This is a genomic window from Nocardia miyunensis NBRC 108239 (genome assembly GCF_001613065.1).
Lineage (GTDB): Bacteria > Actinomycetota > Actinomycetes > Mycobacteriales > Mycobacteriaceae > Nocardia > Nocardia miyunensis.
Genome location: NZ_BDBQ01000005.1, coordinates 1 through 21,698 on the forward strand (window position 1 = coordinate 1; position 21,698 = coordinate 21,698).

The 21,698-nt window shown below is 67.4% G+C and carries 9 protein-coding genes; 6 read left to right on the plus strand and 3 right to left on the minus strand.

Annotated elements, in window-relative coordinates; translation table 11 throughout:
• The first annotated feature begins 547 nt into the window (after nt 1-547).
• From NM2_RS03240 to NM2_RS03265, 6 genes are all read left to right on the plus strand, one after another.
• Entirely contained in the window at nt 548-1,081 is a 534-nt protein-coding gene (locus NM2_RS03240; RefSeq protein WP_067663789.1) for a DUF732 domain-containing protein, read from the plus strand.
• A gap of 29 nt (nt 1,082-1,110) precedes the next feature.
• On the plus strand, nt 1,111-2,076 hold the full coding sequence (locus NM2_RS03245) for a cutinase family protein (protein ID WP_067663792.1): 966 nt from the start codon (nt 1,111-1,113) through the stop codon (nt 2,074-2,076).
• A 656-nt stretch (nt 2,077-2,732) separates the two neighbouring features.
• Nucleotides 2,733-4,655, plus strand: a complete 1,923-nt coding sequence (gene fadD32, locus NM2_RS03250) for a long-chain-fatty-acid--AMP ligase FadD32 (protein ID WP_218025843.1) — start codon at nt 2,733-2,735, stop codon at nt 4,653-4,655.
• Nucleotides 4,656-4,722: 67 nt separating this feature from the next.
• Nucleotides 4,723-10,089 carry a polyketide synthase Pks13 gene (pks13, locus tag NM2_RS03255; protein ID WP_067663797.1) on the plus strand — a complete coding sequence of 1,789 codons (5,367 nt, stop codon included), beginning with the start codon at nt 4,723-4,725 and terminating at the stop codon, nt 10,087-10,089.
• The gene (locus tag NM2_RS03260; RefSeq protein WP_067663799.1) at nt 10,086-11,630 is read left to right on the plus strand and encodes an acyl-CoA carboxylase subunit beta; all 1,545 of its coding nucleotides are present in this window, start codon (nt 10,086-10,088) and stop codon (nt 11,628-11,630) included. The genes pks13 and NM2_RS03260 overlap by 4 nt, the downstream gene beginning before the upstream one ends.
• 252 nt (nt 11,631-11,882) lie before the next feature.
• Nucleotides 11,883-12,083 (plus strand): DUF5988 family protein, encoded by a 201-nt coding sequence (locus NM2_RS03265; RefSeq protein WP_067663802.1) that lies wholly within the window; start codon nt 11,883-11,885, stop codon nt 12,081-12,083.
• Between the two features lie 52 nt (nt 12,084-12,135).
• Here NM2_RS03265 and NM2_RS03270 read toward each other — a convergent pair whose 3' ends face one another.
• The 3 genes from NM2_RS03270 to NM2_RS03280 all read right to left on the minus strand — a co-directional run bounded on the left by NM2_RS03270 (nt 12,136) and on the right by NM2_RS03280 (nt 21,414).
• Nucleotides 12,136-15,507, minus strand: coding sequence for an arabinosyltransferase domain-containing protein (locus NM2_RS03270; protein WP_067663805.1), 3,372 nt, complete (start codon nt 15,505-15,507; stop codon nt 12,136-12,138).
• Nucleotides 15,508-15,587: 80 nt separating this feature from the next.
• A complete protein-coding gene (locus NM2_RS03275) occupies nt 15,588-18,881 on the minus strand; it encodes an arabinosyltransferase domain-containing protein (RefSeq protein WP_067663808.1) in 3,294 nt (1,097 codons plus the stop codon).
• A 655-nt stretch (nt 18,882-19,536) separates the two neighbouring features.
• Nucleotides 19,537-21,414, minus strand: coding sequence for a DUF6541 family protein (locus NM2_RS03280; protein ID WP_157120864.1), 1,878 nt, complete (start codon nt 21,412-21,414; stop codon nt 19,537-19,539).
• Nucleotides 21,415-21,698 lie beyond the last annotated feature (284 nt).

Below are 21,698 nucleotides of genomic sequence, written 5' to 3' on the forward strand. Positions count from 1 at the left end.
GATGTTGTCCAGGGTGTTGGAACTAGGTGTTCGGGAGGTGTAGCCCGAGTTTGTGCTTCTCGGACCCGCCATGCGACGGGTCGGGCCATGAACCAGGTGTGGCGTTGTCCATTGGGTTGGAACCAGGTGTTCGAGAGGTGTGGCCGAGTTTGCGTTCCTCGGACCCGCCATGCGACGGGACAGGCCGCGAACCAGGTGTGGCGTTGTCCGGGTGTTGGAACTGCGTATTTCAGGGCGTGCCTGTGGATGGCTCAGATCCGCCACGTGTTCAAGCGGTTGGATTGGCGGCGAGCCAGGTGCTGGCGTTGTGCGGGGCGTTGGAACCAGGTGGTTCGGGGTGTGGCGAGTATGTGTGGCTCAGATCCGCCACGCATCGTGTGGTGAGACGGGCCACGAACAGGTGTCGCATTGTCCGAAGTGCTGGAACTGTGTGTTTCGGGGGCTGCTCGAGCGTGTCTGGTTCGTGGTGGTCACTCCACCTTGACAACGGATGCGGTTAGCCTGGACGGCGACCTTCTGACCTGACCCAGATCGAGGATACGAATTCATGCTTCGGACCAGTGGAAAGGCTTCCGGCCTCGCCGGACGCGGTGCGGCCGCGGGTGCGGCCGTCGCGATCGCCTCCGTCCTGTTGCTCACCGGCTGTGGCGGCAACGACTCGACCGCATCGAGCACGCCCACGCTGAAGACCTCGACCACCACCGCCGGGCCGACCACCACGACGTCCGCGCCCAGCACCGTCGACAGCACCACCGAGGCGGCGGCAACGACCACCACGAGCGAACAGCCGGCGCCGGCCGTGACGCCCACCCTGGCCACGCCGAAGATCACCGCGAAGGACCAGGGATTCCTCGACGCGCTCAAGGCGCGCGGGATCTCGGTGTCGACCCCGGACATCCCGCTGGCCGTCGCGAACTACATCTGCCAGGCCAAGAAGAGCGGTGTCTCACCGCAGGAGATCCAGACCTACGTGAACGCGATGGCCGGTCAGGATCCCTCCTATGATCCGAACAAGATGCCGATCGCCCAGCTCGGCCAGACCTACGTCGACGTGGCCAACCAGACGTACTGCAACAAGTGACCGCGCGACGCTCGGGGTACGGCGGGGGTATGCGCGGACGGCGTCGCCGGGGCGTGGGATGTCTGCCGGTGCTCGCGGTTCTCGCGGTGATCGTCCTGGTGGTGATCCTGCTGTGGTACATGCTGGCCGGTTGTTCGCACATACCCGTGCCGACGCCGCCCGGAACGACCAAGAAGCCGACCTCGCAATCGGCCTCCTGTCCGGACGTGCAGTTACTCGCGATTCCGGGAACCTGGGAGTCCAACAGCAACGACGATCCGCACAATCCGACCGCGAACCCGGCGTCGCTGATGCTGAACGTCACCAAACCGGTGCGGCAGCAGTTCGCGAACAGTCGCCTGGATGTCTACACCGTTCCGTACGTGGCGCAGTTCTCCAATCCGATCGCCATCCCCCCGGACGGTCAGGCCTCGTACAACGTCAGCCGGTCCGAGGGCACCTCGCGGGCGGTGGCCGAGCTGACCACGATGTACAAGAACTGCCCGCTGACCACCTATGTGATCGCCGGCTTCTCCCAGGGTGCGGTGATCGCCGGTGACATCGCCGCCGATATCGGCGCGGACAAGGGCCCGGTTCCGGCCGATCAGGTGCTCGGCGTGATGCTCATCGCCGACGGCCGTCGCGAGGCGGGAGCCGGACAGGCGATCGAGGTCGGCCCGACGCCGCCGGGTGAGGGCGCGGAGGTCACCCTGAAGGGCTTGAGCGTGCCGGGCATCAGTATGACCGGAGCGCGCCCGGGATTCGGCGCATTGGCCAATCGCACGTACACGATCTGCGCGAAGGGCGATCTGATCTGCGCCGCGCCGGAACAGGCGCTGACGCCGGTCAACATGCTCCCGAGCCTGATGACGCTGGTCCGCGCGGCCGGGAATCCGGTCCACGCCCTGTACAACTCGTTCGTGGTCGACGCGAGCAACCGCACCACCGCGACGGAGTGGACCGCGGGCTGGGCCGAGGGGCTGGTGAACGGCGCCCCGCATCCGAAGCATTCGTGAGATCCTCGCCGGGAGTCCTCGTTCGGAGGTACCCGGCGAGAACCCCTCGGTTCGGCTCGTAGGCTGTAAAGTGCACGTTTGATCGCGACGCCGGAGCCGGTCCATCGAGACCGACCGGCGTCGCACCGATTTCCGCAGGGTCAGGAGCATGAGTTCATGACACAAGCCGCTGCACCGGCCGGTCGCCAGACCGCGCCGGGCGCGCCGCCCCGGGGCCTTCGCGTCCCGCGGACCGCCGACGCCCGGATCTCGCCGACTGTGGTGATCGGCACATCCGGTGAGACCAGCGGAGGTATCCGTAACATGGGTCGGCCCGGGTCGATGTTCTATAATGGAGCGCTTTCGATCCGGATGGATGTTCTCGTGCCGGAGATTCGGTCGTCACGGCGGGGCGACACCGTGGCAGCTCACTGGAATGGGGCCGCTGTATGTGGTCTGGAACAGGTTGGGTCCGCTGAGCAGACTGCCGCGGTGCCCGCTCTGTACCATGTCTCTGGTTTTGAATACATCTAGCCGATAGGCGGTCACCGCGCAGACCGCCGACAAAGCTGCAGGCAGGCTCTTGCACGAAGAGCGGCCGCGGGCGTAAAAGAGTCGGGGCCTCACAGGTATCAGCGGCCATGGCGCCGTGCTGCGTGTGCCTCGGAGGAGAAGGAATGACGGACGAGACTTTCGACGACTACCTGGACGAAACCGGGAACATCAAAATTCCCGAGGGTCGTACCCTGGTCGACTACGTCGAGAAGCACACCCGCAACGACGCGAACACCCTTGCTTATCGATACATCGACTACTCACGTGAGCGCGACGGTGAGTACCAGGACCTCACCTGGAAGGAATTCGGCGTCCGGCTTCGTGCGGTGGCCGCACGCCTGCAGCAGGTGAGCAAGCCGGGCGATCGGGTGGCGATTCTGGCGCCGCAGGGTCTGGACTATGTGGTCTCCTTCTTCGCCGCGATCTACGCCGGCTGCATCTCGGTGCCGCTGTTCGATCCGGACGAGCCCGGTCATTCCGACCGGTTGCATTCGGTGCTGTCCGACAGCGCGCCCTCGGCGATCCTGACGGCGAGCTCCTCCGCCGCCGGCGTGCGTCAGCTCTTCCGTGCACTGCCTGCCGCTCAGCGTCCGCGCATCATCGCCGTGGACGCCGTGCCCGATGCCCTCGGCGACAAGTGGATCGTGCCCGAGGTCGACGTCGACGATATCGCGTACCTGCAGTACACCTCGGGATCGACGCGCACTCCGGCGGGTGTGGAGATCACCCACCGCGCGGTGGGCACCAACCTGCTGCAGATGGTCCACGCGATCAATCTGGACTGGAATTCGCGCGGTGTCACCTGGCTGCCGCTGTTCCACGACATGGGCCTGCTGTGCGTGATCCTGCCCGCGATCGGCGGCAAGTACATCACCATCATGTCCCCGAGCGCCTTCGTGCGGCGCCCGTACCGGTGGATCAAGGAGCTGGCCGCGGTCTCCGACGGCGCGGGCACCTTCGCCGCCGCGCCGAACTTCGCGTTCGAGCACGCGGCCGCGCGCGGTCTGCCCCGCAACGGCGAGTCGCTGGATCTGTCGAACGTCATCGGGCTGATCAACGGCAGTGAGCCGGTGACGACCTCCTCGATGAAGAAGTTCAACGCCGCGTTCGCGCCGTACGGCCTGCCCAAGACGGCCATCAAGCCCTGCTACGGCATGGCCGAGGCGACGCTGTTCGTCTCCGCGACGCGGCACGAGGACGAGGCCAAGGTCATCTACGTGGACCGCGACGAGCTCAACGCCGGTCGCGTGGTCAAGGTCGATCAGCACGAGGCCAATGCCATCCCGCAGGTCAGCTGCGGTTATATCGCGCTGTCGCAGTGGGCGGCCATCGTGGACGCCGAGTCCATCGATGACGCCGAGGGCGCGCGTGAGCTGCCGGAGGGCCGGGTCGGCGAGATCTGGTTGCACGGCAACAACATCGGCATCGGGTACTGGGGCCGGGACGAGGAGACCCGCAAGACCTTCAAGAACCTGCTCACCCGGCGCCAGCCCGAGGGCTCGCACGCCGAGGGCACCCCGCAGGACGCGATCTGGCTGCGCACCGGCGATTACGGCGTGTACGTCGACGGCGAGCTGTACATCACCGGCCGCGTGAAGGATCTGGTGATCGTGGACGGCCGCAACCACTACCCGCAGGATCTCGAGTATTCGGCGCAGGAGGCCAGCAACGCGCTGCGCCCCGGTTTCATCGCCGCGTTCTCGGTGCCCGCGAATCAGCTGCCCGCCGAGGTGTTCGAGGCGGACAGCCATTCGGGCCTGAAATTCGACGCCGACGACGCCTCCGAGCAGTTGGTCATCGTGGCCGAGCGCGGACCGGGTGCGGGCAAGGCCGATCCGCTGCCCATCGCCGATGCGGTGCGTGGCGCGATTGCGCAACGACACGGTGTTACCGTTCGCGACGTACTGTTGGTCCCCGCGGGCTCGATTCCCCGCACTTCCAGCGGCAAGATCGCTCGCCGCGCCTGCAAGGCCTCGTATCTGGAGGGCACGCTGCGTGGCGGTTACACACAGCAGGCATTCCCCGATGCACCCGATGAAGAGTGACGTGACGGCGATACCGGCCGTCGTTCCCTACCCGCGCACCACCCGGACACAGGTAGCTTGAGGATTGATGGCTGATAACGAGGGCACCCACCCGACCGAGACCGCCGCACAGTACGCGGAGTCCGCCGAAGGTACCGCCGTGGAGTCGACCGAGAACGCGGAATCGACTGCGGCAGTAGCGAAGACGGGCGATTCGCAGCCCGCCGCGGGCGGTGAGATGTCGGTGGCCGAACTACGCGAGTGGTTGCAGCGCTGGGTCGCCGATGCGACCGGCCAGCCGATCGAGAACATCACCGTGGATCGGCCGATGGAGGAGTTCGGCCTGGCCTCGCGCGATGCCATCGCACTCGGCGGCGATGTCGAGGAACTGACCGGCGTGATGCTGAACGCGACGATCGTGTACCAGCATCCGACCATCGCCTCGCTGGCGGAGCGAATCATCAACGGGGAGCCCGAACTTCCCGAGGAGACCACCGACGATTCGTTCTACACCGCCGGATATCAGCCGGGCGCCGCCCACGACATCGCCATCGTGGGCCTGTCCACCCGGCTGCCGGGCGCGGGCGATACCCCCGAGTCGACGTGGGAATTCCTGATCGGCGGCGGCGATGCCATCCGCGATCTGCCGCCGGGCCGGTGGTCGGAGTTCACCGCCGATCCGGAGATCGCCGAGGCCGTGGCCTCGGCCAACACCCTGGGCGGCTATCTGGACCAGGACGTCGTCAAGGGCTTCGACGCCGAGTTCTTCGCGATGTCGCCGGTCGAGGTGGCGCGGGTGGATCCGCAGCAGCGGCTTATGCTGGAACTGACCTGGGAAGCGTTGGAGCACGCCAGGATTCCCGCGAGCGGGCTCAAGGGCGAGTCGGTCGGTGTGTACGTCGGCAGTTCGACCAACGACTTCCAGCTGCTCGCGGTGCTGGGTGCGGGCAAGTCCGATCCGGACGCGCCCGCCTCGGCCGACGCCTACGCGATCACGGGCAGTTCCTCGGCGATCATCTCCAACCGCGTCTCCTACTTCTACGACTTCCGCGGCCCGTCGGTCGCGGTCGACACCGCCTGCTCCTCGACGCTGGTCGCGGTGCATCAGGCCGTGCGCGACCTGCGTTCGGGCGATGCGGATCTCGCGCTCGCGGGCGGGGTGAACATGCTGCTGGCCCCCGCGGGCTCGCTGGGTTTCGACGCCATCGGGGCGTTCGCCAAGGACGGGCACATCAAGGCTTTCTCCGCCGACGCGGACGGCATGATCCGGTCCGAGGGCGCGGGTCTGGTGGTGCTCAAGCGCCTCGCGGACGCCGAGCGCGACGGTGACACGATCCACGCCGTGATCAAGGGCACCGCGATCAACAACGACGGCCGGTCCAACGGCCTGCTCGCGCCCAATCCCGAGGCGCAGGCCGACGTGCTGCGCCGCGCCTACCGCGACGCCGGAATCGCGCCCTCCACGGTCGATTACATCGAGGCGCACGGCACCGGCACGCTGATCGGCGATCCGATCGAGGCCGGTGCGCTGGGCCGGATCGTGGGTCGCGGGCGGGACGAGGACAAGCCCGCACTGCTCGGCTCGGCCAAGACCAACTTCGGTCACCTGGAGTCCGGCGCGGGCGCGGCGAGCCTGGCCAAGGTGATCATGTCGTTGCGGCACAACGTGATTCCGCCGAACATCCGGTTCGCGGGCCCGAACCCGTACATCCAGTTCGACGAGGCGCATCTGAAGATCGTCGACGCGCCGACCGAATTCCCGCGCTACAGCGGTACGGCCACGATCGGCGTGTCCGGCTTCGGCTTCGGCGGCACCAACGCGCACGTCGTGATCCAGGAGTACGTCCCGCAGTCCGCCGCCGCGGTCTCCGCTCCGGCGGATGCGCACGGCGGTCTGGACGACGAGACCACCGATATCGTCGCGGATGCCGAGGCGATTCTCGCGAACGGCAATGCGCCGTTCGGGGGTTCCGGCGCCGCGAGCGATGCCGCCGCCGAATCCGCGGATGCCGTTGCCGCCGAATGGACTTCGGAGCGCACCGAACCGCTGCCGGTGATCCTGCCGGTCTCGGCCTATCTGCCCTCGCGGCGTCGCCATGCCGCCCAGAAGCTGGCCGACTGGCTGGAATCGGATGCGGCACAGGATGTTCCGCTCGCCGACGTGGCGCGTTCGCTGGCCAAGCGCAATCACGGCCGCTCGCGCGGCGTGGTCGTGGCGACTACCCGCGAAGAGGCCGTCGCCGGTCTGCGCGCCCTCGCCACGGGTAAGCCCGGCCAGGGTGTGTTCACCGCCGACGCGCCCGCCGCGAAGGGTGCGATGTGGGTGCTGTCGGGCTTCGGCTCGCACCACCGCAAGATGGGCAAGCAGCTGTACCTGGAGAATTCGATCTTCGCGCGCACCATCGACGAGGTCGACGAACTGGTGCAGGACGAGGCCGGATACTCGGTGCGCGAGATGATGCTCGACGACGCGCAGGACTGGGATATCGGCACCTCGCAGGTCGGCGTGTTCGCCATCCAGCTGGGTATCGCCGCGCTGCTGCGCGCGCACGGCGCCGAGCCCTCGGCCATCGTCGGACATTCCCAGGGTGAGGCGGCCGGATCGTATCTGTCCGGCGGCCTGCCGCTCGAGGACGCGGTCCGGGTGATCTGCGCGCGCTCGCGGCTGATGAAGGAGGGCGACGAGATGTTGCCCGACTCCGATATCCGCAACATGGCGCTGCTCGAGTACAGCGCCGCGGATGTCGAGGCGCTGCTGCCGGAATTCCCGGATATCGAGGTGGCGGTGTACGCCGCGCCGACCAACACCGTGATCGGCGGTCCGCCGGATCAGGTGCACGCGATCGTCGCGCGGGCCGAGGCGGCGGGCAAGTTCGCCCGAGTCCTGAAGACACGCGGCGCGGGGCACACCTCGCAGATGGATCCGCTGCTGGGTGAGCTGGCCGCCGAGCTGGCCGGTATCGAGCCGACCAAGCCGACCGTGGATCTGTATTCGACCGTGCACCAGGGCGTCGTGTATCGCGCCGGGTCCGATCCCGTCCACGACGTCGACTACTGGGTGACCAATTTGCGGCACTCGGTGTACTTCACCAATGCGGTGCGCCAGGCCGTGGACGCCGGGATCACCACGTTCCTGGAACTCGCGCCGAATTCCATTGCGCTGATGCAGGTTCTGGGCACCACCTTCGCCGCCGGAGTGCACAACGCGGCGTTGATCACGACGCTCAAGCGCAAGGAGGACGAGTCCGCGGGCATCATCTCCGCGCTCGCCCAGCTGTACGTGCAGGGCCACTCGGTCGACCTGTTCTCGCTGGTGGGCGCCGGTGACTACGCCGACATTCCGCGAACGGCCTTCCTGCGCAAGGAATATTGGCCCAAGGTCAGCATCGCCACCGGCTCGGGCAGCGGCCGGGCCCCGGGTGCGCACGTCGCGATGCCCGACGGCCGGCACGCCTGGGAGGTGCAGGCCGCGGCCGTGTCCGGACTGCCCGAACTGGTCGCCGCCGCCGCTTCGCAGGTGCTCGCCGACGTTGTCGTCGGTGCGGCCGTGGCGCATTCACCGGTACCCGCCTCGGGCACGTTGACCACCACGCTGACCCCGCATCCCGGCGGTGCGTCGGTGCAGGTGCACGCCAAGCAGGACAACGCTTTCCGGCTGCTGTACGAGGCCGTGGTCACCTCCCCGACCGCGGGTGCCGCCCCCGCCCCGGCCGCCCCCGCTGCCGTGGAAACCGTTGCGGCACAGGCCGATACCGCCGAGGACGCCCCGGCCGTCCTCGCCGAATTCGGTGAGCGCTGGGATTCGGCCAGCAGTGAGACCGTCGAGGAGCGCCTGGCCGTCATCGTCTCCGAATCCATGGGTTACGCCGTGGAGGATCTGCCGATGGAGATCCCGCTGATGGAGCTGGGTCTGGATTCGCTGATGGCCATGCGGATCAAGAACCGCGTCGAATACGAATTCGACATTCCGCAGTTGCAGATCGCGGCGGTGCGCGATGCCAGCCTGCACGAGGTCGGCAAGGTGCTGCACTACGCCATCGAGCACCGCGACGAGATGGTCGCCATGGCGGAGAAGCAGGCCGCCGAGGGCGGCACGCTCGCCGTGGACGACGAATTCGTCGCCGCTGCCCGTGCCGCCGTGGAGGCCGGGCACGATCCGGCCGCCGCGGTGAAGGCCAAGGTCGCCGAGTCCGAGAAGGCTGCCGAAGACGAAAAATCCACTGCGACAATAGAGTCCGGTGAGTTCGAGGCGAAAACCACAGTCGCGGAACAGGATTCCGGCGCAGATGTGAAGTCCGCTTCAGCGGAGCCGGATTCGACCGTCACCGAATCGGTTGCCGCGGAGTCGACCCCCGCTGATCTCGCCAAGGCCGCCCAGGCGAACATCCCGCCGCGCGACGCCGCCGAGCGACTGGCCTACGCCACCTGGGCGACCATCGTCGGCAAGTCCGCGGGCGGCATCTTCGACGCTCTGCCGCCGCTGGACGAACCCACCGCGCAGAAGCTGGCCGAGCGGCTCACCGAGCGGCTCGGGTCGGAGGTCACCGCGGCCGACGTGCGCGCCGGCGAGACCATCGAACAGCTCGCGAACATCGTGCGCGAACATCAGGAAGGCGACGTCGACGGTTACGTGCGCACCCTGCGCGCGCCCGTCGAGGGCTCGGATGCGTTGCCGGTCTTCGTCTTCCACCCCTCGGGCGGCAATACGCTGGTGTACGAGCCGCTGCTCAAGCGCCTGCCCGAGGACACCCCGATGTACGGCTTCGAGCGCATCGAGGGTTCGATCGAGGATCGTTCCCGGGAGTACGCGGACAAGATCCGCGCACTGCACCCGGGCGGGCCGTACGTGCTGTACGGCTGGTCGCTGGGCGCGGTGTTCGCACTCGGCGTCGGGCAGGTGATGCGCGCCGCCGGTGACGACGTGCGCCTGGTCGGGCTGATCGATCTCGCGATTCCGGTCGAGCCCGAGGACAACAGCCCCAAGGGCCGTCGCGCGCGCGTCGAACGTTTCCAGGCTTTCGCCCAGAAGACCTATGGCATCAAGGGTGAGCTGGACGACGACATGCTCACCGAACTGGCCGAGGCCACCGACGAGGAGCAGTACCAGATCATCATCGAGCTGATGAAGTTCGCGGACGTCAAGATTCCGGGCGGCGTCATCGAACATCAGCGCACCTCGTGGCTGGACGGCCGCGATCTCGAGAAGACCCGTCCGTCGCACTACGACGGCGACACCGTGCTGTACCTCGCCGATCGCTACCACGACGGCATCATCGAACTCGAACCCCGATACGCCGACCGGCTCCCCAACGGAGGCTGGGACGATTTCATCCCGAGTCTGGAAATCATCCACATCCCGGGGGATCATCTCCAGATCATCGACGAGCCACGTATCGCAACGATCGGGGCAGACCTCACCCTGAAACTCGCGGAAATTGCGAAGGGAGCCCAGTGAACACCACGGCGGAGAAGCTTGCCGATCTGCGCAAGAAGCTCGAACTTGCCCAGGAACCTGCAGGCGAAGCCGGTGTGGCCAAGCGCGTCAAGAAGGGGATCCCTTCCGCCCGCCAGCGGATAGACATGTTCCTCGATCCCGGCACCTTCGTCGAGATCGGCGCGCTGATGCGCAACCCGAACGTCAAGGATTCGCTCTACGGCGACGGCGTCGTGGTCGGCCACGGCAAGGTCGAGGGACGTCCGGTGGCGGTGTTCTCACACGATCAGACCGTGTACGGCGGGTCGGTCGGTGAGATGTTCGGCCGCAAGGTCGGCATGATCATGCAGTACGCGGCCAAGGTCGGCTGCCCGATCATCGGCATTCAGGACTCCGGCGGCGCGCGCGTGCAGGAGGCCGTGGTCTCGCTGGCCTGGTACGCGAACCTCGCGCTGCTGACCGAGCCGCTGTCCGGCATGGTCCCGCAGATCTCGATCATTCTGGGCAACTGCGCCGGTGGCGCGGTGTACCAGCCGATCAACACCGACGTCGTGGTCGCCACCGAGAGTGCGCACATGTTCGTCACCGGGCCGAAGGTGCTGCGCGAGGTGACCGGCGAGGACATCAGCCTCGAGGAGCTCGGCGGCGCGTACAGCCAGGCCGAGTACGGCAACGTCCACCACATCGCCAAGGACGAGCAGGCGGCCTTCGACTGGGTGCGGCACTACCTGAGTTTCATGCCGTCGAGCTGCCAGGACGTTCCGCCGGTGATCAATCCGGGGCTCGAGCCGGAGGTCACCGAGACCGATCTGGAACTGAATTCGATCGTGCCGGACTCGGACAACGCCGGGTACGACATGCACGAGATCCTGCTGCGCATCTTCGACGACGGTGATTTCCACGAGGTCGGCGCGGCGGCGGCGAAGAACATCATCACCGGATTCGCCCGCGTGGACGGGCATGCGGTCGGCGTGGTGGCGAATCAGCCGCAGGTGTACGCCGGTTCGCTGGACGCGCGCGCGTCGGACAAGGCGTCGCACTTCGTGCGGATGTGCGACGCGTACGACATTCCGCTGGTGTACGTCGTCGATACGCCCGGTTTCATGCCTGGGGTCGAGCAGGAGAAGATCGGCGTCATCAAGCGCGGCGGGCGGTTGCTGTTCGCGTTCGTCGAGGCCACGGTGCCGAAGGTGACCGTGGTGATCCGCAAGTCCTACGGCGGCGGCTACGCGGCGATGGGTTCCAAGCAGCTCGGCGCGGATATCAACCTGGCCTGGCCCACGGCCCGCATCGCGGTCATGGGTGCGGAGAGCGCGGTCAGCCTGATCGGCGGACGGCAGATCGCCGCCGCGCCGGAGGATCAGCGCGAGGGCATCCGCAAGCAGATGATCGACTTCTACAACGCCACCGTCGCGACCCCGTGGGTGGCGGCCGAACGCGGCTACGTCGACGCGGTCATCGAACCCTCGACGACCCGTCTCGAGATCCGTCGTGCCATGCGTCTGCTGCGTGAGAAGCAGCTCATCCGCAATCCGCGCAAACATCACCTGCTGCCGCTGTAAGCAGCTCGGGCTACCCGGCGATTCGCGTTGCCGGGCACGTCCGGTCCGCCCAGCTCGGAATCCGGCGGGGCGGAATCCGGGAGATGATCGTTCGGCGTCCCGGGCTGGATAGCCCAGGCACGGCCCGGCAGGTCGCGATCGAGGTCTCGACCGGCGCTGAACGCACGCTCTCACCTCTGTGAACGACGGATGAACGGAGTGTCTTTCCCGGATTCACCCGGTCCGACCTTCAGCATGTGAGAGCCTTCTGCTATGGGTAGCGCACCGAAGGCCGTACTAGAAGGCGGGCCCGCCGACCTGCCGCAACGCATCGTCCCGATAACTCCGCCCGGCATCGAACTGCGCGTGCAGTTCCACGGCGGCTACGAGCGCTTCAAGGTAACCCCTCGCCATCAGGACACCCCCGAAGGCAACCTTCCCGTATACGAATGGTTCGAACGCATCGAACGCTGACCGAAGACGAGCGGCGGCGGCGCGAAACGACCGCGCCGCCTGCCGCTCGGTTTCAGTAGCTCCGCATACGGCCCGGTGACCAGAGCCCGGAGCGGGTGGCGGTGCCGGTGGTGATGATCGCGGGGGTGGCGTCGGGGACGTAGCGGTCGTAGCGTTCGAGCGAACCCCAGTCGCGGGCCCAGTTGTCCTTCAGGTAGGTGGGGATGGTGGTGGAGCCGGCCAGCATCTGAGTGAAGCCCAGGGGGCCGCCGAATTCCTCGGCCTGCCAGGTGTCGGTGGAGCTGACCGCGAGCGGGCGGTCCGGCAGGATGCGGTAGTTCGGCATATCGGCCACGCCGTAGCGGTGCAGGAACGGCTGCTGGCAGGGGAACTGCAGGCCGACCGCCCAGTCCTCCAGGACGGGCTGCTTGGAACCCAGGAAGGTGTCGAGCGTCTGCAATTTCGGCACGCGCGGCGGGGTGAAGGCCAGCCACTGATCGCCGATCAGCACCCGGCGATCCGCGACGATGCGCACCACGTCGGTATCGGGGGCGAGCTTGTCCAGCGGGATGCGCAGATTGCGCCAGGACGGGGCCGGGCCGACGTCGCGCGGAATGTAACTGCCCTGCAGCGACACGGTCCCATCGGCCTGGCGCTTGCCGTACTCCAGGGCCAGATTCTGGCCGTACTGCAGCGCGCCGCTCTGGTCGTAGGACAGGATCCGTCCCGCCGCGGTGATCACGACCAGCGGTGATTGCGCCGAACGCGGTGGCAGCTGATACCAGCTCGAGGTCAGGTGCGCCGGGGTCTGCAGGCCCTCCTGATAGCTGCCCATGATCGGCGTCTTCGCCGGATCGAGGCCGAACGGCAGCGCGACGGTACTGCCGTTGACGCCCGGATGCTGGATCGAACCGCCACCGGTTCCGGCGTTCTGCCCCTCCGCGAAATTCGCGCCGACCGACTGGCTCGAGGTGTTACCGGTACCCGGTTTCACCTCCACCGCATCGGCTTTCAGGTCCGAGGGCACGCCGTTGGCGGTGAATCCGGTCGGGTCGGCGCCCGCGAGCGGATCACCCCCGGCGGGCGGATTCGCCCGATCGACGATCGGCTGCAACCGTCCGTTGTTCGGATTCGATTCCACCAGAACGTCATTGGCCAGACCGCAGGAGTTACCGCCCAGCGCGTCGAAATTGGAGCGGGCCAGCGAGAACGCCGGATACTGCGAATACGCGCCCTTGGCCAGCGAGAGCACCTCGAACAACACCATCGCGGCCGCGATGACCGTCAGCGGGATGGCGGCGAATTTGCGAATCCGCCTGCCGCGCACGGTTTTCGCGGAATCGAGCGGTTTGGCGTACCCCTCTCGCAACGCCTGCCAGCCCACCAGGATCAGCGCCAGGCCGAACAGCACCAGGACCACGGTGTTGGACTTGATGCCGTGCAGCACAACCATTTTGTCGAACCACGGCACGCCGTAACTCGACACGTACCAGTAGCCGTTGATGCCCGAGAACGACACCGCCAGCGTGAACAGCAGCGCCGCAAGGAAAATCGAGCGATTCTTGCGTGAGCGAAGGGCCGTCGCGGAGACCGCCACCGCGGTCACCGCCGCCAGCGACCCGGCGATACCGGCATACGCGCCGAAGTGGTGGGTCCACTTGGTCGGGTTGAACATCATCAGGAAGATCGTCCCGAACACCACGCCGAGCAGCCGCCACGTCGGCGCGCTCGCGATGCCCGGCACCCGGCGACGCCGCAGCAGCACCAGCATCGTGGTGAACAGGCACAGGATCATCACCAGGAAGGCGAATCGGCGCGACACCGAGCCGTCCACGGTCTCCACGAACAGGTAGTAGTACCGCAGATAATCCTCGTACCAGGCAAGATTCGGCCCGGTCTGCTGCCGCAGCCGGTCGGCCTCCTGAATTCCGGCGAAGGTCTGATCGCTGTAGACCACGGTCAGCACCAGGAGTCCGGCCGCGGCGATCGGGGCCAGCAGGGGCAGCGTCGAACCCAGGAACGACCGGTCCCAGCGGTTGCGGCCCGATTCGGCCAGAACACGCCTGCGGCGCACCACGATTCGCACCAGCGGACGTATTCCGGCGAGCAGCGCCGCGATGCAGTTCAAGCCCGTCGGCGCGGCGGCCAGGGTGAACGCGGCGGCCAGGACCGCGATCGCGGCTGGCATCAGACGCCCGGTCGCGATGGCCCGTTCGATGGATACCCAGGTCAGCAGAACGCCAAGGGCGACAATGGGTTCCGAGCGCAGGCCGTTGTCGTAGGGCAGCCAGAAGGCCAGGAACACCAGCCCGCCCGTCCACAGCGCGACGCGGGAGTTGCGCACGCCGCGGCCCAGTCGCGGAACCACCTCGCGGCTGATCACCATCCAGCAGGCGATCGCGCAGAGTGTCGCGGGGATGCGGATCCAGGGGCTGGCCGTGGAGATGTGCGCGAACGCCTGGATGACGTCGTAGTACCAGCCGAACGGCGCTTCGGGCACCCCGTACCAGCGGAAATAGTTCGCCAGATAACCCGCGTGCGGTGCGACGCGCACCATGGTCAGGATGTAGCCGTCGTCGGAGGTGTTCGCCCCGATGAAATGCCACACCACCAGCGTGCCGACGACCGCGCCGTCGGCCCAGGTCGGCTTCAGCCAGTGCCGCGGGAAGATCCGGCGATGCCCGCGCGCGTCGCCGGAATCCAGCCGGGCCAGCGCGCCCAGGGCGATCAGCGTGCACAACAGCGCGGCGATCGAGGCCGCCAGTTTGGTCAGCGTCGGGCTGGAGGTGAATCGCGAGTCGACGGTCATGTGGAAGGACAGTCCCGCCGGAACCGCACCCTTCAGATTCGAGAACACGCCGACCACCTGCGGCCGCAGATCGCCCGCCTGGGTGCCCTCGACCGGGACGGTCACCTTCGTGGTCTCGCCGTTCGCGCCCGGCTGATCGACCTGCGTGGTGAGGCCCCCGAATGCGGCGTAGGTGTGGTTGATGTCCGAGACGATGTGGATTGTGCTGCAACCGCGCAGTTCGGAGCGTTTGGCCGAGGCCACGATGGCATTGCGGTTCACCACGTCGACGGTGTCCGGGGTGACGCGGACGAACAGCGCCTCGAGTGCGGCCCGGTCGCCCTGGGCCGGGGCGGTGTTGAGCACCATCGCGCCGGGCGCGAGTTTCGTCACGGCCGAGCACGGGATGCTCGCCTCCAGATCCACCGGCACCTGCGACACCAGCGGCGCCTCGATGTTGCCGAGCGTGCCGTTCTGCGGCCAGTTCACCTCGGAGGTGGTCTGGTTCACCGGGAGGAACGGCGTCGCGAGCGCGAACAGCGCGCCCAGGACGCCGGCGATGAGGGCGATCAGGCGCGCCGTGCGGAAGTCTCTGGCCGTCGCGTGTGTAGCGGCGGGCGTCGGGTCTGTCAAGACAGCAGTAGCGGCGTCGGGCACTGGGTGATAGTAGCTGTGCTATGGGGACGGGGCCGGGACGCGAGCGCAACTTACCTTTCGGACCCGGGCGATGTGCTCGCTCACTTCTCCTTGATCGGGGGTTCCTTCTGCCAGCCCCAAGTGCTGTGTACCGTGACGCCGATGGTGGCGGGGGTGGCTCGAGGGGCGTACGGGGTGAAGCGGACCAGGGAGCCCCAGTCCCGGTCCCAGTCGTTGTCGAGGTAGGCGGGGACGGTCTGGGCGTCCATGAGCAGGCCGGTCCAGCCGAGAGGGCCGCCGCCGATATCGTCCTGCCAGGCGTTCGCGGCATCCGAGCCGGTGCGGTCGGGCAGGATGCGCCACTTCGGGACCTCGGCCACGCCGTCGCGGTGGTCGTAGGGACGCTGGCAGGGGAACGCCAGGCCGACGTGCCAGTCCTCCAGGACCGGATCATGCTGGCCCAGAACCGAATCCAGGGTCGCGAGCTTCGGCAGGCGGGGTGGGGTGACCGCGAGCCACTGCCTGGCGGTCAGGTCGTCAGCGGCCGCGACGATCCGAACGGCGTTGGTCTGCGCGGGAATTCGGTCCAGCGGAATGCGCATGTTCCGCCAGGACGGTGCGCCGCCGATGTCCAGTGGGACGAACGAGCCGAGCGAGGTCTCGGTGCCGTCCGGTGCGCGATGGGCGAATTCGACGCTCAGATCTTGGCCGTAGGTGACCACGCCGTCCTTGTCGACCGACTCGATCCGGCCCGCCGCGGTCACCACCAGCATCCGATACGCCGGATCGCGTTGCGCCCCGGCCAGATCCAGGCGGTACCACTGCGAGGTCAGGTGGGCCTGCTGTTTGTCCCCGGTCGTATAACTGCCCATCACCGGTGTGCGGGCCGGGTCCAGGCCGAACGGAAGCGCGACCGTACTGCCGTTGATGCCCGGATGATCGATGGTGCCGCCCCCGGTTCCGGCCGAGGTGGTGCGGGTGGTCTTGTTCTGCGAATCCTGGTTGACCGAGTTCGCGCCGCCGGTCGAGGTCTCCTCGGCGTCGGCGGTCAGATCCTCGGCGACGCCGTCGGGGGTGAATCCGGTGCTGTCCCCGGACAGGCCCTTGGCGGCCGGACCGGAGTAGGGGGTGAGCAGCGAGTTCGCGGTATTCGTCTCCACCAGAACGTCGTCGGCGAGGGCACACGAATTTCCCGCCAGCGCACGCAGATTCGACTTCGCGATCGAATAGGCCGGGTACTGGGTGATCGCGGCCTTGGCCAGTGAGGCGACCTCGAACAGCACCATGACCGCGGCGACGATGGTCAGCGGCTGTACGGCGAACCGGTCGAAACCTCGCGGCGCGCCGGCAATGTCCTTGCGCCGGTACGGTTCCCGGTAGTACTGCCAGGCCGCGAGCAGCAGGCACAGCACCGCCAGACCCAGGAATATGGTGGAGAAACCCTTGCCGAGGATCAGCGGGGCCTTGTCGTACCAGGACACCCCGTAGCTCGACACGTACCACCAGCCGTTGGACCCGGTGAACGTCAGCGCCAGCAGGAAGAACACCCCGGCCGCGAACACCGATCGGTTGTACCGCGCGCGAATTCCGTTGGTGCCCACAGCGACCGCGGTCAGCGCGGCCATCGATCCGGCCAGGCCCGCGTACACGCCGAAGTGGTGGGTCCACTTGGTCGGCGTGAACATCATCAGCAGCAGCGACATGAACACGATGCCCTGGATGCGCGCCGACGGCCCGCGCGAGGTCCCCGGAATCCTGCCGTTCTTGCGCAACATCACCAGGACGCAGACCGCCAGGCACAGCAGGATTCCCAGGATGCCGAACCGGCGCGAGAGCGAACCGTCCGGCGATAGTGACAGCAGCGCATCCCAGCGGGTGCGTTCGTCGAACCAGGCGGCATTGGGTCCGATGATGGTGCGGACCCGGGTCGCCTCCATGACGGCGGCGAGCGTCTGGTCGGCGAAGACCACCACCAGCACCAGCGTTCCCGCGGCCACGCCGGGAGCCAGCACCGAGCCGTAACGCAGTATGACGGAACCGATTCCGCCTCGCTTCGCGTCCGACACCTCGCGGCCCGAACCGTGCCGTGCCCGCTTGATGATGATCTGCAGCACCGGCCGCGATCCGGCGATCATGGCGGCGATGCAGATCAGTCCGGTGGGTCCGGCGGCCAGGGAGAAGGCCGCGATGAGCACGCCGATCGCGGCGGGCAGCAGGCGTCCGGTGGCGATCGCCCGTTCGATCGAGGCCCAGGTCAGCAAGGCGCCCAACGCGATCAGCGGTTCCGGGCGCAGGCCGTTGTCGTAGGGGAGCCAGGCGGCCAGGAAGATCAGCCCGCCGGTCCACAGCGCCACCCGGTCCCGGCGCACCCGAGCACCCAAGCGCGGCAACACTTCCCGGCTGATCACCAGCCAGCACAGAATTCCGGCCAGCAGGGCGGGCAGGCGCATCCAGGGACTCGAATCGCTGATCCGGGTCATCCAGGCCAGTACCTCGTACGGCCAGCCGAACGGCGCCTCGGCCACGCCGAACCAGCGGTAGTAGTTGGACATGTAGCCCGAATGTCCGGCCGTGCGAGCCATATTCAGGATGTAGCCGTCGTCGGAGGTGTTCGCGCCGATGATGTGCCACAGCACCAGCGTGCCCAGTACGACCGCGTCCGCGAGGGTGAACCGCCACCAGTGCGCGGGCAGGAACCGGCGCGGCCGTCGGCCGTCGGCGGTATCGATCAGATGCAGCGCGATCAGCGCGATGATGGTGAACAGCACCGCGCCCACGGTCGCGAGAGTTTTCAGCACGGTCGGCGAGGAGGAGAAGCGCGCGTCGATGTCGGCGTGCAGGTGCGCGTCACCGAGCTGGGCGCGGGTCAGATCGGTGAACACACCCACCACCTGCGGCCGCACATCCCCGGCAACGGTATTGGTGAACGGCGTGCCGTCCTTGCGGTGCACGCCGGTCAGGGTGGCGGTCGTCCCTGCGACCGTGGAATCGAGGGTGAATTCACCGCACCCGGCGACCTCGGCGACCGGCGCGGACAGCACCGGAATCTCGCGCTGCAACACCGAGAGCGTGCGCCCGGTGCCCGGCTGGTCGCTCACCCGCACGAGCAATCCCTTGGCCGAGGCCTTCGACGCCTCGACCGGCACCGTGGACAACACGGTCCCGCTGGGAAGCTCCCGCAGAACCGAGCACGGCAGCGAAAGATGCAGTTCGATCGGCGTATACGACACCAGCGGCGCATTCACGTCCACCGACTGCGGCTGCGGCCAGTCCAGCGTCGCCCGGTCCTGCCGCACCGGCAGCAGCGGCGTGATGACCGCCAACAGAACTGCCAGCACCCCCGAAACGAGAGCAACCAGCCGGACACGGGAAAACCCCGGGGAGTCAGCGCGCACGATCCCCGATGCTAGCCATCCGCCGGTTCCGATCCGTCCGTGGGCCGCATCTCGCCATGACCGCGATCACACCGGCACTCGACTCCGGCAGATGATGCACCGGCGCTACCCAGCCCTGCCGTTACCGCTGCACCCTCGTCGATATCGCGTGTGCCGACGCCGTTGTCGTCGACGGATTTCAGTGTCGACGCTCGGGAGACGGGTGCGCGGCCACCATCCGCCGGCGTCGTCGCCCGCTTCCGGTCGCACCCGGCCGTAGTCCTGGGTTGGGCCATGATCCCTTCCAGCCGAACCAGATTCGTGCCGCCGGATGCGATGCCGTCGTCACCTGTGCTGATGTCGTGATGAATGGCTACCGGCCGTGTAGTGAGCGTCGTGATTCCGTGCGGCAGGATGGGTTTCGTTGTCGCTGAATCGCTCGAAGCGGTGGGTGGCGGTCTCGTGCGCTTGCTGGCTTGCGAGAGGGCGCGGGATCGGTCGAGCTCGCGGGCGTCCAGGGGCCGGAGGCTGGTACTTGCCGGTGCTGATGTCGTTGTGGTTGACGGTTGTTGTGTCGTGGGTAGTCGTGATCCTTTTCAGCAGAGTGGGTTTCGTCGTCGCCGAATCATTCGGGATGCGGCCTCGCGTGGCTGCCGTGTCGTGTGGACGGCGCGGATCAGTCGAGCCCGCGGACATCCCAGAGGCGGACGCCGTCGACGTGTTGTCCTGGGACGCCGAGTAATTGGTCGAGGGTGGTGCGCAGGGCGTCGGCGTTGCGGGTGGGCGGCAGGACGATGATGTCGGCGTGCCAGTAGCGCAGGTCCTTTCGGGCCCGCTCGCGGGTGGCGGCGTCGACGCGGGGGATGTGGCCGGTGCGTTTCACGTCCATGAGCAGGCCCGCGGTGGGGCGGTCGATGGGGCCGTAGCCGCCCTTCTTGTCGGCCATCGGACCGACGAAATAGCCTCCGGCGATGGGGAAGTCGAAGTTCGCGGCGTACTGCCAGCGCAGCGGGCCGGCATTCAGGCGGGTCGGCGGTGGTGCGATGACCACCGAGCCGTCGGTGACGTAGCGTTCGACGGTGCCGTCGGTGAAGAAGGACGGCACGTCCGGGCGGTGGGTGACCGGCAGGATCGTCGGGGTCAGCGGGACCAGCGCCAGGCCCAGGGCGGCGAACCAGATCAGCGGTCGAGGCTCGGTCAGCGAATTCTGCCAATAGCTCAGTGCGCGTTCGGTGGCCAGCACGAGTATCGCGGCGATCGCCGGGACGGCGGCCATGGCGAACCGCGTCTCGAGCATCGTGTCCAGCAGGGGCAGATTCTCCAGCCAATGCCACGGCAGGGTGATTCCGGTCGAATGGGTGCCGAACATCGCTGTCGCGCCCAGGGAGAGCACGCCGAACCCGAGGATCACCACCGTGCACGCGCGCACCACGCGGTAGCCCGCGCGCTCGTTGCCGGACCGATCGCGCCGCCGCCACAGCAGCATCGCGGCCACCGCCACCAGAATCAGCAGGGGCCAGCCGAAATACGCATTCTGCTCGGTGGGATTGATCGCGACGTTCTGTCCCGGCGCGAATTCCCCGCCCAGCGATTCGGACGGGAACTGCGTCAGCGTCTTCACGTCGTTCCCCATCGGCCCGTGATCGATGGAGGCGTAACTCTGCGGCCCGCGGAACTGCCACCACAGCGGAATCGCGGTGAGCGCCAACGTGATCAGCGTCGCGCCCGCCACCGTCGGTGTGAGCGCGCGCAACACCCGCACGGCGGCTCGCGGCCGATGCAGGAGGTACACGATCGCGAAAACCGCGAAGGCGATCGCGAAGATCAGCAGCGGTTCCTCGCCGAACGCGATCTGCAACGTCAGCAGCCCGGCCAGTAGCAGCATGTCCCGACCAGTGCGATTTACGCCTTCCTCGGCGAGGGCCCGCCGGGTCATGCGGATGAGCAGGGTGGCCATGGCGGGGAGGGCGGCGAGCAGGACGAAGTTGGGGTGGGCGTTGGCGTGCGAGATCATCGCCGGGGCGAAACCGCAGAACAGGCCGCCGATGGCCGCGGCGAAGCGGGAGCGCACCAGTTCGCGGGAGAACAGCCAGTACCAGGCGAAGGCGGTGGCGGACAGCCCCAGCGTGAGCACCAGGACGAAGGTGACCGTCGGCCCGAACAGCATGGTGACCGGGATGAGCGGCACGCCGACGCCGAACATCGCCGTATTGGCCATCATGTTCACACCGGCCGGGAAATTCTGCAGATGGGTGCCCAGCGGATTCTGCAGATGGGCGATCGCGTGGGCGGTCTCGGCGAAGAACCACTCCCACATGAACTGGTCCTGGCCGCTCTTGACCAGATAGCCGTCGTGGGTGTCGCGCCACTGACCGGACAGGACATACGTGGCCAGGATCAGATAGAGCGTCGCGATGACCAGATCGGCGCGGGAGAGCGGGAGCCGCCATCCGCGGGAGACGGTGTCCTCGGCCGCCGCGGGCCGATCCAGAACCGCGGTCCCGGCGCCGCCCCCCGTCTGCTCGGTTCGATCCGATGCCTGCACCGGTACCACTCGTAGAACTCCTTTTGCCGATCGTGATCAGCGGCCCAGGCTACCTACGAGGCATGAGTGCGCGCAGGTCGGACAGGGAGTTATCCACAGAAAACACCGTCTTCCACAAGGTTATGCACAGGGCGGCGGGTGTGTGTGCATCGCTATATCGTCACTGTGAACGAGTCGAAATACCAGGTGAAAGGGCTGTTCGAGGCTCTGCGCAGCCCGATCGAGTCTTTCGGGCAGAATTAACAGTCCGAATGATCCGATATGCGTGTTATATCCCGATAGCGGTGGTTCGA